At 73.6% G+C, this 20,148-nt stretch carries 20 protein-coding genes; 11 read left to right on the forward strand and 9 right to left on the reverse strand.

Features of this window, described 5'->3' with window-relative positions:
- Positions 1–339 precede the first annotated feature (339 nt).
- Positions 340–1,314, reverse strand: coding sequence for a hypothetical protein (locus ACWGN5_RS37300; RefSeq protein WP_453522850.1), 975 nt, complete (start codon positions 1,312–1,314; stop codon positions 340–342).
- Between the two features lie 72 nt (positions 1,315–1,386).
- On the opposite strand from ACWGN5_RS37300, the gene ACWGN5_RS37305 reads away from it, so the two are divergent.
- The gene (locus ACWGN5_RS37305) at positions 1,387–3,969 is read left to right on the forward strand and encodes a helicase-associated domain-containing protein (protein WP_453522851.1); all 2,583 of its coding nucleotides are present in this window, start codon (positions 1,387–1,389) and stop codon (positions 3,967–3,969) included.
- On the opposite strand, the gene ACWGN5_RS37310 is transcribed toward ACWGN5_RS37305, so the two are convergent.
- Positions 3,966–4,544, reverse strand: a complete 579-nt coding sequence (locus ACWGN5_RS37310) for a Uma2 family endonuclease (RefSeq protein WP_453522852.1) — start codon at positions 4,542–4,544, stop codon at positions 3,966–3,968. The two genes, ACWGN5_RS37305 and ACWGN5_RS37310, sit on opposite strands and share 4 nt — an antisense overlap.
- A gap of 127 nt (positions 4,545–4,671) precedes the next feature.
- On the opposite strand from ACWGN5_RS37310, the gene ACWGN5_RS37315 reads away from it, so the two are divergent.
- A complete protein-coding gene (locus tag ACWGN5_RS37315; protein ID WP_453522853.1) occupies positions 4,672–6,315 on the forward strand; it encodes a DNA repair helicase XPB in 1,644 nt (547 codons plus the stop codon).
- Between the two features lie 143 nt (positions 6,316–6,458).
- On the opposite strand, the gene ACWGN5_RS37320 is transcribed toward ACWGN5_RS37315, so the two are convergent.
- Both ACWGN5_RS37320 and ACWGN5_RS37325 read right to left on the reverse strand, forming a co-directional pair.
- On the reverse strand, positions 6,459–7,799 hold the full coding sequence (locus ACWGN5_RS37320) for a CARDB domain-containing protein (RefSeq protein WP_453522854.1): 1,341 nt from the start codon (positions 7,797–7,799) through the stop codon (positions 6,459–6,461).
- A 155-nt stretch (positions 7,800–7,954) separates the two neighbouring features.
- On the reverse strand, positions 7,955–8,137 hold the full coding sequence (locus ACWGN5_RS37325; RefSeq protein WP_453522855.1) for a hypothetical protein: 183 nt from the start codon (positions 8,135–8,137) through the stop codon (positions 7,955–7,957).
- Between the two features lie 273 nt (positions 8,138–8,410).
- Here ACWGN5_RS37325 and ACWGN5_RS37330 point away from each other — a divergent pair, with 273 nt between their 5' ends.
- The 3 genes from ACWGN5_RS37330 to ACWGN5_RS37340 are packed head-to-tail and all read left to right on the forward strand — an operon-like array spanning position 8,411 to position 11,301.
- On the forward strand, positions 8,411–10,468 hold the full coding sequence (locus ACWGN5_RS37330; protein WP_453522856.1) for a HelD family protein: 2,058 nt from the start codon (positions 8,411–8,413) through the stop codon (positions 10,466–10,468).
- Positions 10,465–10,857 carry a VOC family protein gene (locus ACWGN5_RS37335; RefSeq protein ID WP_453522857.1) on the forward strand — a complete coding sequence of 131 codons (393 nt, stop codon included), beginning with the start codon at positions 10,465–10,467 and terminating at the stop codon, positions 10,855–10,857. The genes ACWGN5_RS37330 and ACWGN5_RS37335 overlap by 4 nt, the downstream gene beginning before the upstream one ends.
- 60 nt (positions 10,858–10,917) lie before the next feature.
- Positions 10,918–11,301 carry a hypothetical protein gene (locus tag ACWGN5_RS37340; protein WP_453522858.1) on the forward strand — a complete coding sequence of 128 codons (384 nt, stop codon included), beginning with the start codon at positions 10,918–10,920 and terminating at the stop codon, positions 11,299–11,301.
- Between the two features lie 74 nt (positions 11,302–11,375).
- Here ACWGN5_RS37340 and ACWGN5_RS37345 read toward each other — a convergent pair whose 3' ends face one another.
- Together ACWGN5_RS37345 and ACWGN5_RS37350 are read right to left on the reverse strand one after the other, a co-directional pair.
- Entirely contained in the window at positions 11,376–12,257 is an 882-nt protein-coding gene (locus ACWGN5_RS37345; protein ID WP_453522859.1) for an aminoglycoside phosphotransferase family protein, read from the reverse strand.
- A gap of 17 nt (positions 12,258–12,274) precedes the next feature.
- On the reverse strand, positions 12,275–12,865 hold the full coding sequence (locus ACWGN5_RS37350; protein WP_453522860.1) for a TetR/AcrR family transcriptional regulator: 591 nt from the start codon (positions 12,863–12,865) through the stop codon (positions 12,275–12,277).
- Positions 12,866–12,981: 116 nt separating this feature from the next.
- On the opposite strand from ACWGN5_RS37350, the gene ACWGN5_RS37355 reads away from it, so the two are divergent.
- Positions 12,982–13,572 (forward strand): DUF2867 domain-containing protein, encoded by a 591-nt coding sequence (locus ACWGN5_RS37355; RefSeq protein WP_453522861.1) that lies wholly within the window; start codon positions 12,982–12,984, stop codon positions 13,570–13,572.
- Between the two features lie 3 nt (positions 13,573–13,575).
- On the opposite strand, the gene ACWGN5_RS37360 is transcribed toward ACWGN5_RS37355, so the two are convergent.
- Positions 13,576–14,268, reverse strand: a complete 693-nt coding sequence (locus ACWGN5_RS37360) for a copper homeostasis protein CutC (RefSeq protein ID WP_453522862.1) — start codon at positions 14,266–14,268, stop codon at positions 13,576–13,578.
- 51 nt (positions 14,269–14,319) lie between these two features.
- Positions 14,320–15,288 carry a hypothetical protein gene (locus ACWGN5_RS37365; protein ID WP_453522863.1) on the reverse strand — a complete coding sequence of 323 codons (969 nt, stop codon included), beginning with the start codon at positions 15,286–15,288 and terminating at the stop codon, positions 14,320–14,322.
- 199 nt (positions 15,289–15,487) lie between these two features.
- Between ACWGN5_RS37365 and ACWGN5_RS37370 the strand changes: the two genes are divergently transcribed.
- The 3 genes from ACWGN5_RS37370 to ACWGN5_RS37380 all read left to right on the forward strand — a co-directional run bounded on the left by ACWGN5_RS37370 (position 15,488) and on the right by ACWGN5_RS37380 (position 18,539).
- Complete coding sequence (locus tag ACWGN5_RS37370; RefSeq protein ID WP_041130551.1) at positions 15,488–15,769, forward strand: heavy-metal-associated domain-containing protein; 282 nt, start codon at positions 15,488–15,490, stop codon at positions 15,767–15,769.
- A 190-nt stretch (positions 15,770–15,959) separates the two neighbouring features.
- Positions 15,960–18,221, forward strand: a complete 2,262-nt coding sequence (locus ACWGN5_RS37375; RefSeq protein WP_453522864.1) for a heavy metal translocating P-type ATPase — start codon at positions 15,960–15,962, stop codon at positions 18,219–18,221.
- 36 nt (positions 18,222–18,257) lie between these two features.
- Complete coding sequence (locus ACWGN5_RS37380) at positions 18,258–18,539, forward strand: metal-sensitive transcriptional regulator (protein ID WP_015035316.1); 282 nt, start codon at positions 18,258–18,260, stop codon at positions 18,537–18,539.
- 17 nt (positions 18,540–18,556) lie between these two features.
- Here the strand turns inward: ACWGN5_RS37380 and ACWGN5_RS37385 are convergent, their stop codons facing one another.
- A complete protein-coding gene (locus ACWGN5_RS37385; RefSeq protein ID WP_158718993.1) occupies positions 18,557–18,712 on the reverse strand; it encodes a hypothetical protein in 156 nt (51 codons plus the stop codon).
- An 82-nt stretch (positions 18,713–18,794) separates the two neighbouring features.
- Between ACWGN5_RS37385 and ACWGN5_RS37390 the strand changes: the two genes are divergently transcribed.
- Both ACWGN5_RS37390 and ACWGN5_RS37395 read left to right on the forward strand, forming a co-directional pair.
- The gene (locus ACWGN5_RS37390) at positions 18,795–19,190 is read left to right on the forward strand and encodes a BlaI/MecI/CopY family transcriptional regulator (RefSeq protein WP_453522865.1); all 396 of its coding nucleotides are present in this window, start codon (positions 18,795–18,797) and stop codon (positions 19,188–19,190) included.
- Positions 19,187–20,098 carry a M56 family metallopeptidase gene (locus ACWGN5_RS37395; protein WP_453522866.1) on the forward strand — a complete coding sequence of 304 codons (912 nt, stop codon included), beginning with the start codon at positions 19,187–19,189 and terminating at the stop codon, positions 20,096–20,098. The genes ACWGN5_RS37390 and ACWGN5_RS37395 overlap by 4 nt, the downstream gene beginning before the upstream one ends.
- Positions 20,099–20,148: the final 50 nt, after the last annotated feature.

Here is a 20,148-nt window from a genome sequence, read left to right on the forward strand (position 1 = left end):
CCGTGTGGGCAATCGTCCCGCTGGGGCGGGACGGGTGGGCACACGGGACGGCGCCCTCTCGCGGCGCCTCCGCGTTCCGCGCCCTGACCCGCACCACGACGGCGCCGTCACCGTGGGTGCGGGTTCAGGCGCGGGAGCCTCGGGCGCCGGCAAGGGCGCCGTTCCGTTGTGCCCACCCGTTCCGCCCCTTGCGGAACGCCTGCCCACAACGGGGTGGGCACCGCCCCAGTGGAACGATTGCCCACAACGGGCGGGGCGCAGGCCCGGCGGGTGGGCACCGCCCCAGCGGAACGCATGCCCACAACGGGCGGAAGCGCGCCCGCAACGGGGCCGGGCCCGTCAGTGTTTGCGGGAGCGCCAGAGGAGGAACAGGGACGACGCGATCGCCGCGCCGCGGAGGACCCAGGGCCACGTCTCGCCGATCGCCGCGCCCATCGCCTCGCCGCCCGGCGCCACCGCCTCGCCCCAGCGGCCCTGGACGCGGCCCCACAGCCAGACGATGCCGCTCGCGGCCGCGAGGCCGGGGATCACGAGGACCGCGCCCTTGACCTCGGCCGGGGTCAGCCGGCGGGACGCGTACGCGAGGAGCCAGCCCGCCGCGAGCGCGACCAGCGAGCTGAAGACGGCGCCGCCGAGCAGGAGCAGCGCGGCGAGCAGGACGAAGGGATTCGCCAGGCGCAGGCCGGGGCGGCCCACCGCCGGGGCTTCCTCGGTCTCCGGGGCCGGGGCCGGGGCCGCGGCCTTCCCGCGCCGGAGGATACGGGCCAGCCGGCGGCGCTTCCCCGGCGCCGGGTCCTCCGCCGCGTCGGCCTCGTCCTCCGCCGGGGCCGGCGGCGTGAACAGGTCGGGGCGTTCGATGCCGCCGACGAAGCCGGGGAAGCCGTCCTCGTCGGTGGGGTCGTCGGGGTCGGTCCGCCACCAGTCCGCCCCGCGACCCGCCCCGCGACCCGCCCCGCGACCCGCCGCGCGACCGTCCTGCGTCGGGATGGCGGCGCGCGACGCGCCGGGCGCCGTGCGCGGTTTTTCGGGCGTGCCCGTGCCCGCGGCCTCCGGCGCCGTGCGCGGCTCCGGTAGCGGACGGTCGTCGGGCGGGCCCGCCCGGTCCACGACCTCGTCCGGGGTCCCGAGGGCGCCGAGGATGCCCCGTACCGCCGCCTCGCTCTCCTCGCCGTGCGTGGCGCGCCGCCGGTCGATCTCGTTCCGCAGGCCGGACACCAACTTCGCCCGGTCGCTCGCCGGCAGCTGCCGCTGCTGTGCCAGATCGCCGACCCGGCTCAGATAGTCGTAGACCAGACGGTCGCTCTCGATCCCCACGATGCCCCTCCACGGCCGGTTCGCCCGGTACGGCCCGACGTTAGCGCCTGGACAGCGGCTAACGTGGTCCGGATGGGGATCGGTGAGCTCGACCGGGAGGCGCACGTGCCCGAGGTAACTGGCGCCGGCGCGGCGCCCCGCACGCTCGCGGAGGCGCTCCGCGCGCGGGGTGACGAGGGGCTCGCCGGGCTGCTGCGCGCCCGGCCCGACCTGCTGAGCCCCGTGCCGAACGACCTGACGCAGCTGGCGACCCGCGCCGGCACGCGCGGTTCGGTGGTGCGGGCCCTGGAGCGGCTGGACCGTTTCGCCCTCCAGACGGCCGAGGCGCTGGCCGTGGCCCCGGACCCCGCCCCGTACCCCGTGCTGCGCGCGCTGCTCACCGGCGACGAGGGCGATCCGGAGATCGAGGCGGCGCTGCCGGGCGCGGTGGCGCTGCTGCGCGAGCAGGCGCTGGTGTGGGGCGAGGACGACCGGCTGCGGCTCGTACGGACCGCGCGGGAGCTGCTCGCGCCCTCGGCGCAGCACCCGTCGCCGACCGGTCTTGGTCCGACGGTCGCGGAGGCGACGGCGGGGATGTCGCCGGGCCGGGTGCAGGAGATCATCGCGACGGCGGGGCTGGCCCCGACGCACGATGCGGTGTCGGCGGTCGCGGCGCTGACGGAGCTGTTCACCGACCGGGCGCGGATGGGCGCGCTCCTCGACGAGGCGTCGCCGGAGGCGCTGTCCGTGCTCGACCGGCTGGTGTGGGGGCCGCCGTACGGCGAGGTCACGGCGAACCCGGCGCCCCCGGTGCAGTGGCTGCGCGACCGTGGCCTGCTGCTTCCGGTGTCGGCGCGGACGATGGTGCTGCCGCGCGAGGTGGCGCTGCACCTGCGGGGCGGGCGGGCGCACCGGGCGCCGGAGCCGGTGGCGCCGGTCGTGGAGACGGCGCGCGAGTACCGTCCCCAGGTTGTGGACAGCGCGGCGGCCGGGCAGGCGTACGCGACGCTCGCGACCGTCGAGGAGCTGCTCAAGTCCTGGGACCAGGGCGGTCCGCAGGTCCTGCGGGCGGGCGGGATGGCCGTACGGGACCTCAGGCGGACCGCGGCGGCCCTGGACGTGTCGGAGCAGCTCGCCGCGTTCTGGCTTGAGCTGTGTTTCGGGGCGGGGCTGCTCGCCTCGGACGGCGAGGCGGACGAGCGGTACGCGCCGACGCCCGCGTACGACGACTGGCTCGACCTGCCGCCCGCCGAGCGCTGGGCCCGTCTTGTCGCGCCCTGGCTCATGGCGACCCGGGTGGCGGGCCTGGTGGGCGGCGCGGACGCGAAGGGCCGCACGCTGGCCGCGCTCGGCCCCGACCTGGACCGGGCGCCGGCGCCGGAGGTCCGGCACCGGGTCCTGGAGCTCCTCGCGACCCTCCCGCCGGGCGCGGCGGCGGACCCGGAGACGCTGTTCGCGCGGATGCGCTGGGAGCGGCCGCTGCGGACGGCCGCGCAGGCGGGCCCGCCGCGGCCTCCGCAGCCGGCGGCCGGCGCGGAGGAGACCGCCGCCCCGGCGGCCGAAGTCCACGAGGACCTCCGGTCCCGGCTCGCCCGCTGGACGCTCGCCGAGGCGGAGCTGCTCGGGCTCACGGGCCGGGGCGCGCTCGCGGCGCCCGCCCGGGCGCTGCTCAACCTGCCGCTCGCGGAGGCCGCCGCCCCCGCCGACCACGGGGGCCGGGTCGAACTGTCGGTGGCCGCCGGGCGGGCGGCGACCCTGCTCGCGCCGCTGCTTCCCGAGGCCGTCGACCACGTTCTGCTGCAGGCGGACCTGACGGCCGTCGCGCCGGGGCCGCTGCGGCGGCCGCTCGCGGACGCGCTGTCGGTCCTGGCGGACGTGGAATCGAAGGGTGGCGCGACGGTGTACCGGTTCACGCCCGGTTCCGTACGGCGCGCCCTGGACTCCGGGCGGTCGGCGTCCGACCTGCACGACTTCCTGACCGCGCACTCGCGCACGCCCGTACCGCAGCCGCTGGCGTATCTGATCGACGACGTGGCGAGGAAGCACGGGCACCTGCGGATCGGTGCGGCCTCCGCGTACGTCCGCTGTGACGACGACACGGTCCTCGGCGAGATCCTGGCCGACCGGCGCTCCGCCGCCCTGGGCCTGCGCCGTCTCGCGCCGACGGTGCTGGCCGCGCAGACGGACCCGGCGTCGCTGCTCGACGGGCTGCGGTCGATGGGGTACGCCCCGGCCGCCGAGTCCGCGGAGGGCGACGTCCTGATCACCCGCGCCGACGCGTACCGCACCCCGGCCCGTACGGCCCCCGTGCCCGTCCCCGACGGCCCGCCGGCCCCCGACACGACGCTCCTCGGCGCGGCGGTGAAGGCGATCCGGGCGGGCGACCGGGCGGCGACGGCGGTACGGAAGGAGCCGGCGGCCCCCGTGGCGGCGGGCGGTCTCCCCCGCACCTCGGCCGCCGAGACCCTGGCCACCGTCCAGGCCGCGGCGATGACCGGCTCGGCCGTCTGGATCGGCTACGTCAACGCGGAGGGCGCGGCGAGCCAGCGGGTCATCGCCCCGGTCCGCGTGGAGGGCGGCTTCGTGACGGGCTACGACCACACGGCCGACGAGGTCCGCACGTACCCCCTGCACCGGATCACGGGCGTGGCGGAACTGGCGGACGACCAGGTCTAGCGTCTCGGGTTCACGAGGGCGCCGGGGTCGAGCTTCAGCGGGAAGGGCGCGTCGATCGCCGTCTCGCGCCCGGCCTCGGCGACGAGCCGCTCCACGTAGTGGCCGTCCCGCAGCTCGGAGACGACCAGCGTCGGCGCGGGCTCCAGCTCAAGCCGCCACAGGTGCTCGATGCGGGCCTCCGCGTAGTACGGCGGCTTGAGCAGCCGGTCCGTGCGGCGGCCGGAGGACGAGGGCGAGACGATCTCGACGACGAGCAGGACGGCTTCGGCGTCGCATGTCACCGGGTTCTCGGCGGCGGCAGCCGCCTCGACCACGACGATGTCGGGGATGAACAGGCCGTCGGGCAGGACGACGTTGACGGCCTCCAGGACCTCAGCGTCCGCACCGGCCGCCTGTACGGCAGCGTCCAGCAGGGCCGCAAGCCGGAACGAAGCCCGCTGGTGCTTGAATCCCGGAGCCGGTGACATCAAGAGTGCTTCCCCCATCAATTCGCGACGCTCACCACGGTCCTCCCCCAGAGCCAGGACCTCCTCTATCGTCCAAGGCCCGTAATGCGGATCGTGAGCAACGCTCATCTCTCGACACCTCCCTCGCGCGGAATCCGACGACTTCAGTGTGGCAGCCCCCGCCGACAACCGCCCCGGATCAGGCAGACTGGAGGATTGGCCGTCACCGAAGCGGCCCGGGAAGGATCGATCGCACGTGAATGGGCCACTCATCGTCCAGAGCGACAAGACGCTGCTCCTGGAGGTCGACCACGAGCTCGCCGAGGCCTGCCGGCGGGCCATCGCGCCGTTCGCTGAGCTGGAGCGGGCGCCGGAGCACATCCACACGTACCGGGTGACGCCGCTCGGGCTGTGGAACGCGCGGGCCGCCGGGCACGACGCCGAGCAGGTCGTCGACGCCCTCGTCGAGTACTCGCGCTATCCCGTGCCGCACGCGCTGCTCGTGGACATCGCCGAGACCATGGCGCGGTACGGGCGGCTCACGCTGTCCAAGCACCCCACGCACGGGCTCGTGCTCACCTCGACCGACCGGCCGGTCCTGGAGGAGATCCTCCGGTCCAAGAAGGTGCAGCCGCTGGTCGGGGCGCGGATCGACCCGGACACCGTCGCCGTGCACCCCTCCGAGCGGGGCCAGATCAAGCAGACGCTGCTGAAGCTGGGCTGGCCGGCCGAGGACCTCGCCGGGTACGTGGACGGGGAGGCGCACCGTATCGACCTCGCCGAGGACGGCTGGAGCCTGCGGCCGTACCAGAAGCAGGCCGTCGACGGCTTCTGGCACGGCGGCTCCGGTGTCGTCGTGCTGCCCTGCGGCGCCGGCAAGACGCTCGTCGGGGCCGGGGCGATGGCCCAGGCCAAGGCGACGACGCTGATCCTCGTCACGAACACCGTGTCCGCCCGGCAGTGGAAGCACGAGCTGGTGAAGCGGACCTCGCTGACCGAGGACGAGATCGGCGAGTACTCCGGTACGCGCAAGGAGATCCGGCCGGTCACCATCGCCACGTACCAGGTGCTCACGACGAAGCGGAAGGGGATCTATCCCCACCTGGAGCTCTTCGACTCCCGGGACTGGGGCCTCATCGTGTACGACGAGGTGCACCTGCTGCCCGCGCCCGTCTTCAAGTTCACGGCCGATCTGCAGGCGCGGCGGCGGCTCGGGCTCACCGCGACCCTCGTGCGCGAGGACGGTCGCGAGTCCGACGTGTTCTCGCTGATCGGGCCGAAGCGGTTCGACGCGCCGTGGAAGGAGATCGAGGCCCAGGGGTACATCGCGCCCGCCGACTGCGTCGAGGTCCGGGTCAACCTCACGGACTCCGAGCGGCTCGCGTACGCGACGGCCGAGGCCGAGGAGAAGTACCGCTTCTGCGCGACGACGGCGACGAAGCGGAAGGTGACCGAGGCCCTGGTGAAGAAGTTCGAGGGCCAGCAGATCCTCGTCATCGGGCAGTACATCGACCAGCTGGACGAGCTCGGCGAGCACCTCGATGCGCCGGTCATCAAGGGCGAGACGTCGAACGCGCAACGGGAGAAGCTCTTCGACGCCTTCCGCAACGGCGAGATCAACGTGCTCGTGGTGTCGAAGGTCGCGAACTTCTCGATCGACCTGCCGGAGGCGACGGTCGCGATCCAGGTGTCCGGCACCTTCGGCTCGCGGCAGGAGGAGGCCCAGCGGCTCGGCCGGGTGCTGCGCCCGAAGGCGGACGGTCACCAGGCGCACTTCTACTCGGTGGTCGCCCGCGACACGATCGACCAGGACTTCGCGGCCCACCGCCAGCGGTTCCTGGCCGAGCAGGGCTACGCGTACCGGATCGTCGACGCGGACGAGCTGCTGGCCGGGGACTGAGCTGTTTGCGGGTCCCGGTCCGTACGGACGACGGCCCGGGGCCCGTACGGGGACGGGGTCCCGGTCCGTACGGACGACGGCCCGGGGCCCGTACGGGGTCGGGGTCCCGGCCGACTCGCGGACCGGGACCCCGCGCCAGGGCCTCAGACCGCCGGGTTCAGGACCAGCTTCGCCTTGTTGTTCTGCGCGTTCTGGTCGAACGCGAAGCCCGTGCCGTACGGCGGGTTCAGGACGATCGCGCCCTTCGCGCCGGTGACGACCGTGTCGACGCGCAGCTCGAACGGGAACGTCACGCTCTGCTGCTCGGCCACCCAGATCGGCAGCTGGCACACGTAGCGCGGCGCGCCGGTGCGCACCTCGCTCTCCCACCAGCCGCCGTCCGCGGTGCGCGGCTCGCAGGCGTCCGGGACGGTGGTCGCGGTCGCGCCCTGCGGGACGGTGACGTCGACGGAGCCGACCGGGTCACCGGAGCCGAGGTTGGCGACCCAGGCCGGGCCGCGGTTGCGGAAGGTCACGTCCGCGCGGACGGTCTCGCCGGCGGCGGCGGTGAGCCGCGCGCCGCGGACGGCGAAGTCCGCGGTGTTGGTGACGGCGATCGAGGCGACCGTGCCGTTGTTCCCCGGGTCGAGGTCCTCGGCGCCGCCGCGGGCGTGCACGCCGATGTCGACGCGCTCGGCCATCGCGTACGGGGCGGTCCTGGCCTGCAGCGCCGCCGGCAGGGCGAAGGTGCCGCCCGGGGCCACGACGTCGTCGAAGGCGCAGTCGATCTTGGTGAGGGGCTTGATGGCGCCCTCGCCGAGCGGCTCGCTCGTGCACTGCGGGGCGACCGTGCCGAGGTCGAGGCCACGGGTGACGTAGAGGGTGACCTGGACGCCGTTCGCGGCCTCGTTGCCCCTGTTCACGACGGAGACGGGCACGGGGACGGTGCTGCCGGGGGCGACGCCGGTCACGGGCGCGGCCTGGGTGACGACGAGGTCGGGGCCGGACGCGACGCGGACGGTGGTGGAGCTCTCGGGCGCGACCATGGTGCCGGTGCCGGTGCCGGTGCGGGCCGTGGCCTTGTAGGTGATCTGGCCGGTGACGCCCGCCTCGGCGCCCGCGGCGGCGCGCAGCTTCACCTCCACGGGGGCTTCGCCGGTCAGCGGCACCTCGGGGAAGGAGCAGACGGCGGTGGTCCCGGCCGGGGCGCAGTTGTCCGGCCAGGTGACGTCGGCGATGCCGGCCAGGCCGGAGGTGTCGACGGTGAGCTCGCCGTCGGTCACGGGGACGGAGGCGTTGTCGTGGTACAGCCCCAGGCCGACGGTGACGGCCTGGGCCTCGCCGCCGTCGACGCCCTTGGGCAGCGCGAGCTCCCAGGGCGAGACGATCCACAGCTGGTCGCTGTCGGCGGCGGCCGGTGCGGCGGTCACGCCGACGGTGACCAGGCCGGCCGCGGTGGCGCACGCGGCGAGCCGCGCGAGACGGCCGAAGGAGGACTTCCTCATGATCTCCTGTGTTCCTCACTGCTTCGATTGCAGGGCGATGCGATGAGGAGACCGTCGAGGGCGGCGAAGAGTTGCACGCCGGAGCGGATTCAGTGGCTCCGGTACCTCCGGGGGGATCGGATTCAGTGGCTCCGGTTCCTCCGCGGGGAGCGGATTCAGTGGCTCCGGTACTTCGGGCGGGGGTCGCGGACGCCGGCCTCGGCCGGGCCGTGGTCGCCGAGGAGGACGACCGAGGCCGCGGCGCCACCGAAGGCGCGGATCGCGCGGGCGGCGGTGACGAGGTGCCGGGTCCGGGGACGGGGGACGGTGGTCACGAGGGTGAAGGTCGTCGCGGTCATGTCTCCATGATGGAATCCGGACATTGCAGGCACATCGGTCTGGGGGGTGAACCGGGGTCCGCCTCGCGTCGGATCCCTGCGCCCGGGGTCGGAGACCCGGTCCTCCTCGCGTCGGATCCTCGCCCCTAGGGGCCAAAACGGTTCGCCCCTCCGTCCGCGCGGAGTTACACTTTCCGGCTTCCCCCGCTTCCCGTTCGTGGAGCGCCGCCGTCCGGTCGGAAACCGGCGGCCACCTTGTCGTGTCCGCGTATCCACCTGCCCGGAGGCTTCACCGTGTCCGTGTCCGTGCCCGAATCCGACGCTCCCGACACCCTCGACGATCCGCTCGCGCGCGAGCGCGCCCATCTGACCTCGTCCCGCGCCGCGCTGCGCGCGATGCGCGAGGACGTCGAGGCGCTCGACATCAAGGACGTCACCGCGAACTGGGTCAACTCCCTGGTCCTCGGGCGGCAGATCGAGGACCGGATCAAGGCGCTCGCCGACCTCGCGGACACCCCGCTCTTCTTCGGACGGCTCGACTACCTGCACACCACGCAGGAGGGGCAGCGGTTCTACATCGGCCGGCGGCACGTCCACGACGCCGACGGCGACCCGATGGTCATCGACTGGCGCGCGCCGGTCTCCCAGCCGTACTACCAGGCCTCGAAGAAGGACCCGCAGGACGTCGGCCTGCGGCGCCGCTTCGGGTACACGGGCGGCGACCTCACGGCGTACGAGGACGAGCACCTCTCCGACCCCGAAGAGCTCGAACACACCAGCCGGCTCCTCCAGGCCGAGATCGAGCGGCCCCGCGTCGGTCCGATGCGCGACATCGTCGCCACCATCCAGCCGGAGCAGGACGGGATCGTCCGCTCCGACCTGTCGGGGACGGTGTGCGTGCAGGGAGGCCCGGGGACCGGAAAGACGGCCGTCGGCCTGCACCGTGTCGCGTACCTCCTCTACGCGCACCGGGAGCGGCTCGCCCGCACCGGCACCCTGGTCATCGGGCCGAACCGCTCCTTCCTCCACTACATCGAGCAGGTCCTGCCGGCGCTCGGCGAGCTGGAGGTGCAGCAGGCGACGGTCGACGACCTCGTCGCGCACGTGGAGGTGCGGGGCACGGACGAGGCGGCGACGGCGGTCGTGAAGGGCGACGCCCGGATGGCGGAGGTGCTGCGGCGGGCGGTCCGCTCGCACGTGACGCTGCCGACGGAGTCCCTGATGGTCGTGCGCGGTTCGCGACGCTGGCGGGTTCCTGCGTACGAAATCGAGGAGATGGTACGGGAGTTGCTGGACCGCGACATCCGGTACGGCGCCGCCCGCGAGGCCCTCCCGCAGCGCATCGCGCACGCCGTCCTGGTCCGGATGGAGGAGGCCGGCGAGGCCCCCGACGACCGGGTGCAGAACGCCGTCGCGCGGAACACGGCCGTGAAGGCCGTCGTGAAGGAGTGCTGGCCGCTCGTCGAGCCCGCGAAGCTGGTCCTGCGGCTGCTGAGCGACGCCGACTTCCTCGCCGAGCACGCCGAGGGGCTGCTCACCGAGGACGAGCAGAAGCTGCTGCTGTGGGCGAAGCCGGCGCGGAGCGTGAAGACGGCGAAGTGGTCGGCGGCGGACACCGTCCTCATCGACGAGGCGAAGGACCTGGTGGAGCGGACGCACTCGCTCGGGCACGTGGTCCTCGACGAGGCCCAGGACCTGTCCCCCATGCAGTACCGGGCGGTGGGCCGCCGCTGCACGACCGGTTCGGCGACGGTCCTGGGCGACCTGGCGCAGGGCACGACGCCGTGGGCGACGGAGAGCTGGGCGCAGGCGCTCGGGCACCTGGGGAAGCCGGAGGCGCTGGTGGAGGAGCTGACCGCCGGTTTCCGCGTGCCGCGCGAGGTGATCGCGTACGCCTCGCGGCTGCTTCCGCACATGTCGCCGGGGCTCGCGGCGGTGGAGTCGGTACGAGAGAACCCGGGCTCCCTGGAGGTCCGCCCCAGCGACGACCTGGACGCGGACGTCGTCGCCGCCTGCGTCGAGGCACTGACGCACGAGGGCTCGATCGGCCTGATCGCCGCCGACGCGCGGATCGCGCCGCTCGCGGAGGCGCTGACGGCGGCGGGGCTCGCGTACCTGTCGCCCGGCGAGGAGACGACGGCCGAGTCGCGCCTGACCCTCGTCCCGGCCTCGCTGGCGAAGGGTCTGGAGTACGACTACGTGGTCCTGGACGAGCCGGCAGCCGTCGTCGACGGCGAACCGGACGAGCGGACCGGTCTGCGGCGCCTGTACGTGGCGCTGACCCGTGCCGTGTCCGGCCTGACGGTCGTCCACTCGGCGCCGGTTCCCGAGCAGTTGGGGTCGCTTGCGTGAGGGGGGCGCTGCACCACGTCGAGCTGTGGGTGGGGGACCTGGAGCGGGCCGAGCGGAGCCTCGGCTGGCTGCTCGGGGCGCTCGGCTACGCGCCCTTCCAGTCCTGGGAGGGCGGCCGCAGCTGGGCGCTCGGCTCCTGCTACCTGGTGGTCGAGCAGTCCCCGGCCCGTACGGCGAACGCGCACGACCGCCTCCGGCCGGGCCTCAACCACCTGGCCTTCCACGCGGGCGACCGGGCGTCCGTGGACGCGCTCGCCGCCGAGGCGCCGGCGCACGGCTGGCGGCTGATGTTCGCCGACCGGCATCCGTACGCGGGCGGCGAGGGCCACTACGCCGCGTACCTGGAGAACGAGGACGGGTTCGAGGTGGAGCTGGTGGCGGGCGACTAGAGCCGTCATCGCCTTTGTCAGGGGTGCACCGCCGACACTGGGCGCGGGCAGACTACGCACATGCAGCTCCCCGCCGAAGCCGTAGCCGCCGCTGTGCTGCTCGAGGTCGTAAGGATCTCCGAACTCCCCACACAACGGGGCACTCCGTACCCCGGCAGGGTGGGCGCCCACTGGACCGGGAGTGAGGCCGCCGACGCCCTGGCCTTGATCGAAAGCTTGCCCGGCAGCGAGCAGCACCGCTGCGGCTTCTCGCCGGGCTGGAGTGTCCGGGCATACGCGGAGACTCTCGACCTGGCGCTGTTCGAGGCGGCGTTCTGCTTCAGCTGCCACGAGGTCCGCATGCATGGAACCGCCGTGCCACCCGCACTGGCCACGCAGTTCTTCGATGCGGGCGCCCCGCAGGCGCACGCCCTTCTGGCTCTCTTCCGCGAGGCAGCCCCGTAGCAGGCCAGGCCCCTGAACTGAGCGCTCCCGTTGGCCAGTCCGGCCAACGGGAGCGCTCGCTGCGAAGTCCGGGGCTAGATCGCGTACTCGGGGAGCGCCTGTGTCCACGTGCGGTGGGCGACGGTGGCGAGGACCGGGTTCTTGCCGCGGTAGTAGTGCTCCGTCACGACGCCCCAGCACAGGGCCCAGCCGCGGCCGCGCGCCCAGGTGGCGTCGTCGACCTCGGCGGACTCGCGGAAGAGGGGGCGGGTGTCGGGGGTGAGCAGGGACCAGGCGGCCATCATGTCGCAGGCCGGGTCGCCCGCGCCGAGGGTGCCGAAGTCGATGACGGCGTGGAGGCGGCCGTCGCGGGTGAGGAGGTTCCCGGGGAGCAGGTCGCCGTGGAGCCAGACGGGGTCACCCTGCCAGGCCGGGAGGCGGAGCACCGACTCCCAGGCCGCGCCGACGGCCTCGGCGTCGAGGGTGCCGTCCGCGCCGAGGGCGCGGACGGCGGGCACCATGGCGCCCTCCTCCCAGCCGGTGACCGGGCCGCCGCGGGAGGAGGCGGGTCCGCCGGTGGCGTCGACGCCGCGCAGGGAGCGGCCGAAGCGGCCCAACTCCACGGCGGCGTGGGCGAGATCGGTGATCGGGGTGTTGTACGCGTCGTCGCCGTCCAGCCAGGTGGACACCGACCAGGACTGGTCGTAGCCCTCGCCGGGCACTCCTCGCCCGACGGGCACGGGTACGGGCAGGGTGAGGTGCGGCGCGAGGCGCGGGAGCCAGCGCTGTTCCTTCTCGGCCTGCCCGGTGGCCCAGTCGGCCTTGGGCAGCCGTACGGCGTACTCGTCGCCCAGCCGGAACATGGCGTTGTCGGTGCCGGCGGAGTCGACCTCCCGTACGGGAAGCCCGGCCCAGTCGGGGAACTGGGCGGCGATGAGCCGCTCGACGAGTGCGGTGTCGATACGGGGAGAGGTCATGCGCGCGAGGCTAGCGATCAAGCATCTTGCGGGCCACGGGATTTAGCGCCCTGAGGACGGTCGAGGATGAGGTCGCCGGCGCGGGCGAGCACGTCGGCGCGGGTGCGGCCCTGGTGGTCGGCGGCGAGGAAGTGGTGTCCGATGACGACGCAGAAGGCGAGCAGGCTGCGGGCCTCGACCTCGTCGGGGTCGGAGCAGAAGGTGCCGATCATCTCGCGGAGGAGCTCCATGCGCCGGTTGTCGACGCGGCGCAGGCGGGCGGCGACGGCCTCGTCGCGCCGGGCCCAGTCGCGGACGGCGAGGTCGATGGGGCGGAGGCGTTCGCCGGAGAAGGTGAGCATGCCGGCGAGGGTGATGAGGGCCCTGGGGTCGCCGTCCGGGTCCTGCCGGACGCGCTCGACGACCTGGTCGGCGGCCTCGCGCTCCCAGGTGTCGAGCATGGCGGCGAGGAGGGCGTCGCGGTCGGCGAAGTACCCGTAGAAGCCGCCTTTGGTGACGCCGAGGCGCTTGGCGAGGGCTTCGACGCGGACGGCGTCGGGTCCGCCGTCCGCGAGGACGGTCAGCCCTTCCTCGACCCAGCGTTCGCGTGGTGTGCGTGCGGCGCCCACGGTGTGTCCTCCCTCACTCGGCGACCGAATGTACGCCTCCGTACATCAGGTCTGGCATCGTGGATCTCGTCGTTATACGCAAGCGTATAGAACGCAGGGGAAAGGCGGCAGCGGTCATGAGACTTCCCGTCAGCGAGCACACCGGCCGGCCGTGGCGGATCCACGAGTACGCCCCCGACTTCACGACCCTGGACGTCTGGTCGTACCGCACGCCGGGCGCGGGGCCCGACGACTTCCCGGTGATGCTCGCCGCGATGCTGGCGGACGGCGGCTTCGCCCGGCAGTCCCCGGCCACCCGCTTCCTGTTCGCGGTGCGCTGGAAGCTGGGCGCCCTGCTCGGCTGGGACAAGCAGCAGGCGGGCCTCGGCACCCGGGTCCGGCCGGTGCGCGAGCGCATGCCGGAGGAGCTGACGTCGACGGCGCCGCCCGCCCCCGACGGCAGCCCGTTCACCCCGCTCTACCAACTCCACGACGAGAGCGCCGGCGAGCTGGCGAACTCGACCGTCCACGGGATCATGCACCTGGGCTGGGTACGGACGCCCGCGGGCGACCACGAACTCCGCATGGCGGTCCTGGTGAAGCCCAACGGCCGCCTCGGCCGCTTCTACATGGCGCTGATCGCCCCGTTCCGCCACCTGATCGTGTACCCGTCCCTGACCCGCCGCTGGGAATCCGCCTGGCGAAACCGGGAGCGCCGGCCGGGATAGCGGCTACCGGGCGTCGACCGCCTCGCGCCACGTGCGTACTGCCTCCGGGGAGACCGGGTGGGTCCAGCCCTGGGGGCGGGCCGCGCCGCCGATGTGGAAGGCGGTGAGGCCGGCCGTGCGGAGGGTCGGGAGGTGGTCGAGGCGGAGGCCGCCGCCGACGAGGATCTGGGGCTCGTAGCCCGGTTCGCCCGTGCGGGCGGCTTCGGCCTTCAGGGTGGCGAGGCCGTCGTCGACGCCCGTCGCGGCGCCGGCCGTCAGGTAGGTGTCGAGGCCGGGCAGGTCCGCGAGGCGCTTGCGGAGGCCGTCGCGGTCGGCGGCGCGGTCGATCGCCCGGTGGAAGGTCCAGCGGCAGCCGTCCAGGACGGCGATCAGGCGTTCCACCGCGACCAGGTCCGGTTCACCGTCCGGGGCGAGGAAGCCGAGGACGAACTCGTCGGCGCCCGCCGAGCGGAGTTCCTCCGCCCGGCCGGCCAGGGCGTCGACGTCGCCGGCCGCGAAGCCGTCGGCGAGGCGGAGCATCACGCGGAGCGGGATGTCGACGGCGGCCCGGATGGCGGTGAAGGACGCCGTGGACGGGGTGAGGCCGTCCGCGGCCATGTCGGTGACGAGTTCGAGCCGGTCGGCGCCACCGGCTTGGGCAGCGACCGCGTCTTCCTCGTCGAGGGCGATCACCTCAAGGACAGCACGGTTGCTCATCTCGCCCATTCCTCCATGAATGACGACTACAGGTCTAGTCCAATGAACAGACTAGCCGTGCGTGTGCCCTCCCGCATCGTGCCCCGCCTCGCCCGTCCCGGTCGTGGCCGGAGCCGGGGCCTTGCCCGGCGTGCCCGCCGTCACCGTGAAGGAGGCCGTGCGGACCTTGCCCTCGTGCTGGAAGTCGAGGAAGAGGCGGTACGTGCCCGCGCTGGGGGCCGTCGCCGTGAAGGAGACGTCCGGGCCGGGGCCGCCCTCGTTCGGGTGGACGTGGAGGTAGGCGAGGTCGCCGTCGCGGAGGGCGACGAGGTGGCCGTACGCGCCGAGGTACGACTGGAGGTCGGTGACCGGCTTTCCGCCCTTGGTGACGGTGAGCCGGAGCTCGCCGGCCTTGCCCGGGTCCAGGACGCCGCCCAGGCGGACCCGGTAGCCGTCGACCGTCGCGGTCGGGGCGACGGCGGGCAGCGGCTGCGGGGCGTACGCGCCGGGGACCGAGAGGTCCGCGCCCAGCGTGACGCCCCGGGCGCCGGGCGCGGCCGGCTTGAAGTCGGCGAAGGCCTTGTAGCCGCCGGCCGCCGGCAGGTCCGCGTCCACCGACCAGGTGCCGTCGGCGGCCTTCACGGGGTGCAGGTGGCGGAAGGTGTTGAGGTCGCGCGAGGCGACGATGAAGTGCAGTTCCTTGCCGTGCTCGGTGGTGAAGGCGGTGACCTTCTTGCCGGCCGCGTCCTTGATGGAGAACTTCAGGGTGCTGCGGCCGGCGGCGGGGGTCGGGGTCTCCAGGGCCAGGGTGTAGCCGTCCTGGGAGACCTGGAGGCCCCCGGGGAGCGATGAGGCAGCCGTCGCCTCCTCGGCGTGGCCCTCGTGGCCCGGCTTCTTCTGCGGTTCCTGGGCCGCGTGCTCCCCGTGGCCCGGCTGCTTCGGCTCCCCGACGGGGCCGACCCCCTTGCCGACCCCGTACGCGGTCCCGAAGGTCGCGGCGAGCGCGGCGGCAAAGGCAGTGATCTTCACTCCGGTGTTCATGACTGCTCTCCCGTACGTGCGGTGGTCGTGGATTGGCCGGGGATTCGTTCACCCGATGCACTTCACCATACCCCTGGGGGGTATCAAGTCAAGTCGGATCCATGCTTGCGGTCAGATACCACCGGGGGGTATACATGGACTCGTTCACAGATACCCCCCGAGGGTATCGACACGGAGAACCCCGACCGAGGAGGAAGCCATGGGCTCCTGCTGCACCCCCGACAACAGCTGCTCCACCACGGAGACCACCGCCGTCGCGGTCGCCGACAGCACCGTCACCGTCTACGCCGTCTCCGGCATGACCTGCGGCCACTGCAAGTCCGCGATCACCAAGTCCGTCAGCGCCCTCGACGGCGTCATCTCCGTCGACGTCGACGTCGCCGGCGGCCTGGTGACCGTGACCACCGGCGGCGAGCCCGACGACGCCGCGATCACCGCGGCCGTCGACGACGCGGGATACGAGCTGACCGGCCGGGCCTGATCCGCCGCCGGGCAGACCGCACCCCACCGGCGTCCCCCGTCCCGGTACCCGACGGTCCGCCCGGCAGGCGGACACCCGCCCGCACCACCCCGGCCGCCGGGGCCCGACCTCCCCCAAGCTCTCGGCTTCGCTCGAGCAGGGGGGACGCCCGGGCCCCGGCCCCCGAACCCGCTACACCGAGGAGCAGGAAATGACCACGACCACTCCGGGCACCGCCCAGGTCGAGCTCGCCATCGGCGGCATGACCTGCGCCTCGTGCGCGGCCCGCATCGAGAAGAAGCTCAACCGCATGGACGGGGTCGAGGCCACCGTCAACTACGCCACCGAGAAGGCGAAAGTCACCTTCGACGCCGACATCGACGTCGCCGACCTGATCGCCACCGTCGAGGCCACCGGATACACCGCCCAGGAGCCCGAGCCGCCCAAGAGCGAGCAGGGCGGCGAAGGCCCCACCGACGAGGAGAAGGCCGACGAGGAGCTGCGGCCCCTCCGGCAGCGGCTGATCACCGCCGTCTCGCTCGCCGTGCCCGTCATCGCGATGGCGATGGTCCCGGCCCTGCAGATCGAGTACTGGCAGTGGCTGAGCCTCACGCTCGCCGCCCCGGTCGTCGTCTACGCCGCCTGGCCCTTCCACAAGGCCGCCTGGACCAACGCCAGGCACGGCGCGGCCACCATGGACACGCTCATCTCGGTCGGCACGATCGCCGCGTTCCTGTGGTCGCTGTGGGCGCTGTTCTTCGGGACCGCCGGCACGCCGGGCATGACGCACCCCTTCGAGTTCACGATCGCCCGCACCGACGGCGCCGGGAACATCTACCTGGAGGCCGCGGCCGGCGTCACCGCCTTCATCCTGGCCGGCCGGTACTTCGAGGCCCGCTCGAAGCGCAAGGCGGGCGCCGCGCTCAAGGCGCTGATGCAGCTGGGCGCGAAGGAGGTGACCGTCCTCAAGGGCGGTCGCGAGGTCACCGTACCGACCGCCGAACTCCAGGTCGGGGACCGCTTCCTGGTCCGCCCCGGCGAGAAGATCGCCACCGACGGCACCGTCGTCGAGGGCTCCTCGGCCGTCGACGCCTCCATGCTGACCGGCGAGTCCGTGCCCGTCGAGGTCTCCGTCGGCGACGCCGTCACCGGCGCCACCCTGAACGCCGGCGGCCGGCTCGTCGTCGAGGCCACCCGCGTCGGCTCCGACACCCAGCTCGCCCGCATGGCCAAGCTCGTCGAGGACGCCCAGAACGGCAAGGCCGCCGCCCAGCGCCTCGCCGACCGGATCTCGGCCGTCTTCGTGCCGATCGTCATCGCCCTCGCGCTCGGCACCCTCGGCTTCTGGCTCGGTACGGGGCAGGGCCTCACCGCCGCCTTCACCGCCGCGGTCGCCGTCCTGATCATCGCCTGCCCCTGCGCCCTCGGCCTGGCCACCCCGACCGCCCTCATGGTCGGCACCGGCCGCGGCGCCCAGCTCGGCATCCTGATCAAGGGCCCCGAGGTCCTGGAGACCACCCGCAAGGTCGACACGATCGTCCTCGACAAGACCGGCACCGTCACCACCGGCCGGATGACCCTCATCAAGGTCCACACCGCCGAAGGCGTCGACGAGACCGACGTCCTGCGCCTCGCCGGCGCCCTGGAGCACTCCTCCGAGCACCCGATCGCCCAGGCCGTCGCCACCGGCGCCGCCGCCAAGGTCGGCACCCTGCCCACTCCCGAGGACTTCGCGAACGTCCCCGGTCTCGGTGTCCAGGGCGTCGTCGAGGGCCACGCCGTCCTCGTCGGCCGCGAGAAGCTGCTCGAAGAGTGGGCCATGGCCCTCCCGGCCGGGCTCAAGTCCGCGAAGGACGAGGCCGAGCAGGCCGGCAGGACGGCCATCGCGGTCGCCTGGGACGGCAGGGCCCGCGCGGTCCTGGAGGTCGCCGACGCCATCAAGGAGACCAGCGCCGAGGCCATAAGGCGGCTGCGGGCCCTCGGCCTCACGCCGATCCTGCTCACCGGTGACAACAAGGCGGTCGCCGAGTCCGTCGCCGCCGAGGTCGGCATCGACGAGGTCATCGCCGAGGTGATGCCGCAGGACAAGGTCGACGTCGTCAAGCGCCTCCAGGGCGAGGGCCGTTCGGTCGCCATGGTCGGCGACGGTGTGAACGACGCCGCCGCGCTCGCCCAGGCCGACCTGGGTCTGGCGATGGGCACCGGTACGGACGCGGCGATCGAGGCCGGCGACCTGACCCTCGTACGAGGTGACCTGCGGGCCGCGGCCGACGCGATCCGGCTCTCCCGCAAGACCCTCGGCACCATCCGCTCGAACCTCTTCTGGGCCTTCGCCTACAACGTGGCCGCCCTGCCGCTCGCCGCGGCCGGACTGCTCAACCCGATGATCGCGGGCGCGGCCATGGCCTTCTCCTCGGTCTTCGTCGTCGGCAACAGCCTCCGTCTGCGGGGCTTCCAGGCCGCCGACCGCTGACCCCCCTGTGAATCCCCGAACCCCGAGGAGCCTGTCGTGGCCGGTTACGGACAGCACAAGGAAGACATCATCAGACGCCTGAGGCGCATCGAGGGCCAGGTCAGGGGCGTGCAGCGGATGGTCGACGAGGACGTGTACTGCATCGACGTCCTCACCCAGGTCTCCGCCATCAACGCGGCCCTCCAGTCCTGCGCGGTGGCCCTCCTGGACGAGCACCTCAGCTGCTGCGTCACGGAGGCCATCGCCCAGGGCGGGGACCAGGCGAAGGTGAAGGTGGGTGAGGCGTCGAAGGCCATCGCCCGGCTGATCCGGACGTGACGGAGTACCAACCGATGTCAACCGCCCTTGCGTGAAGGGCAGTCGGCGGACAGCGTGAGACTCAGCCTCAGACAGAGGCCGAGCAGCTGGCGGAGGAGCACCAGCTCCACCGATCCGGGCAGACCGGAGTCGCAGACCTTCGCGCAGGGGCGGTTCTTCATGAGGGTCGACATCCTGCCATCGTACCCCTGGGGGGTATACCTGAGCGGGGTGAGCGGCCCGTACGATGACAGGCCCTACGGGGAGGGGATGCACGTGCGCCGGCTGGGAGAGCTGGAGGCCGAGATCATGGACCGGCTGTGGGCCTGGCAGCGGCCCGCCACGGTCCGCGAGATCGTCGACGACATCAATCGGGGACGGCGGGTCGCCTATACGACGGTGATGACGGTCGCGGACATCCTGCACCGCAAGGGCTGGCTCCGCCGCGAGAAGTCCGGGCGGGCCTGGCTGTACGAGCCGGTCCGCAGCCGCGAGGAGTACACGGCGGGCCTGATGCGGGACGCCCTCGGCGACAGCCAGGACCGCCCGGCCGCCCTCCTCCGCTTCGTCGAGGTCATCTCGGACGAGGACATGGCCGCGCTCGACGCGGCCCTCCGCGCGGCGAGAGGTGGCGGCGGCGGATCCGGCGGGCCGGCCGGGGGTCGCGCGTGAACCATCACCTGCTCGTGCCGCTCGGGCTCGCGCTCCTCACCGGTCTCCTCGTGCCCCTGCTGCTCGTCCGGGCCCGGTGGGCCCAGCAGGTGCCCCGGCTCGCGCTCGCCGTGTGGGCCGCGTGCGGCACCGGCTTCGCGGCCGCGGCGGCGCTGCTGCCCGCCCAGCTGGTCCTGACGGCCGACAGCGGCCACCGCCTCGCGGACATGCTGTTCACGTTCCGGCCGCCCACGCTCGACCAGCTCCTGAACCTCGACGGCCGCGAGCGCTTCGCGTTCTCCCTCTCGCTGCTCGTCCTCTCGCTGCCCGCCGCCGCGTTCGCCCGCCGCCTCACCAGGGCCCGGCGGGTGCGGACCCGGCACGCCGGGCTGCTGCGGCTCGTCGGACGGTACGACCCCGCGCTGCGGGCGACCGTCCTCGACGACGACCGGCCCGCCGTCTACTGCCTGCCGGGCCGCTCCCGGCGGGTCGTCGTCTCCTCCGGCGCGGTGCACACCCTCACCCCCGCCCAGCTGGCGGCGGCCCTCGCGCACGAGCGGGCGCACATCGCGGGACGGCACCACCTGCTGGTCGCGGCGGCGGAGGCCTTCGCGGCCGTCTTCCCGCACCTCCCGCTCGCGCGGCACGGCGGGAGTGCCGTACCCCTGCTGCTCGAAATGGCCGCGGACGACCGGGCGTTGCGCCGGTGCACCCGGGACGCGCTGGCGACGGCGCTGTACGCGCTGGCCTCGGGGCGGGCGCCGCGGTCGGCGTTCGCCGCGGGCGGGCCGTCGGCGGCGCTGCGGATGCGGCGCATCCTCACCCCGCACAGCGCCGGACACCCCGTGCTGCGCGGGCTGCTCACGATCGCGGCGGCCGCCCTCGCGATGACCCCGTTGATCATCGCCTGCTGCTCGTTCCCCCAGTAATCGTGAACACCGTTATTTACTAAGCGAATTCGTAGATTTCGCATCGGTCA

It is taken from the genome of Streptomyces sp. NPDC055815 (assembly GCF_053616475.1).

Coding starts and splice junctions, on each gene's coding strand:
- ACWGN5_RS37305 (WP_453522851.1), top strand. CDS start 1,387: ATGGGGATCGGTGAGCTCGACCGGGAGGCGCACGTGCCCGAGGTAACT.
- ACWGN5_RS37310 (WP_453522852.1), bottom strand. CDS start 4,544: ATGAGCGTTGCTCACGATCCGCATTACGGGCCTTGGACGATAGAGGAG.
- ACWGN5_RS37320 (WP_453522854.1), bottom strand. CDS start 7,799: ATGAGGAAGTCCTCCTTCGGCCGTCTCGCGCGGCTCGCCGCGTGCGCC.
- ACWGN5_RS37325 (WP_453522855.1), bottom strand. CDS start 8,137: ATGACCGCGACGACCTTCACCCTCGTGACCACCGTCCCCCGTCCCCGG.
- ACWGN5_RS37340 (WP_453522858.1), top strand. CDS start 10,918: ATGCAGCTCCCCGCCGAAGCCGTAGCCGCCGCTGTGCTGCTCGAGGTC.
- ACWGN5_RS37345 (WP_453522859.1), bottom strand. CDS start 12,257: ATGACCTCTCCCCGTATCGACACCGCACTCGTCGAGCGGCTCATCGCC.
- ACWGN5_RS37355 (WP_453522861.1), top strand. CDS start 12,982: ATGAGACTTCCCGTCAGCGAGCACACCGGCCGGCCGTGGCGGATCCAC.
- ACWGN5_RS37360 (WP_453522862.1), bottom strand. CDS start 14,268: ATGAGCAACCGTGCTGTCCTTGAGGTGATCGCCCTCGACGAGGAAGAC.
- ACWGN5_RS37365 (WP_453522863.1), bottom strand. CDS start 15,288: ATGAACACCGGAGTGAAGATCACTGCCTTTGCCGCCGCGCTCGCCGCG.
- ACWGN5_RS37370 (WP_041130551.1), top strand. CDS start 15,488: ATGGGCTCCTGCTGCACCCCCGACAACAGCTGCTCCACCACGGAGACC.
- ACWGN5_RS37375 (WP_453522864.1), top strand. CDS start 15,960: ATGACCACGACCACTCCGGGCACCGCCCAGGTCGAGCTCGCCATCGGC.
- ACWGN5_RS37385 (WP_158718993.1), bottom strand. CDS start 18,712: ATGTCGACCCTCATGAAGAACCGCCCCTGCGCGAAGGTCTGCGACTCC.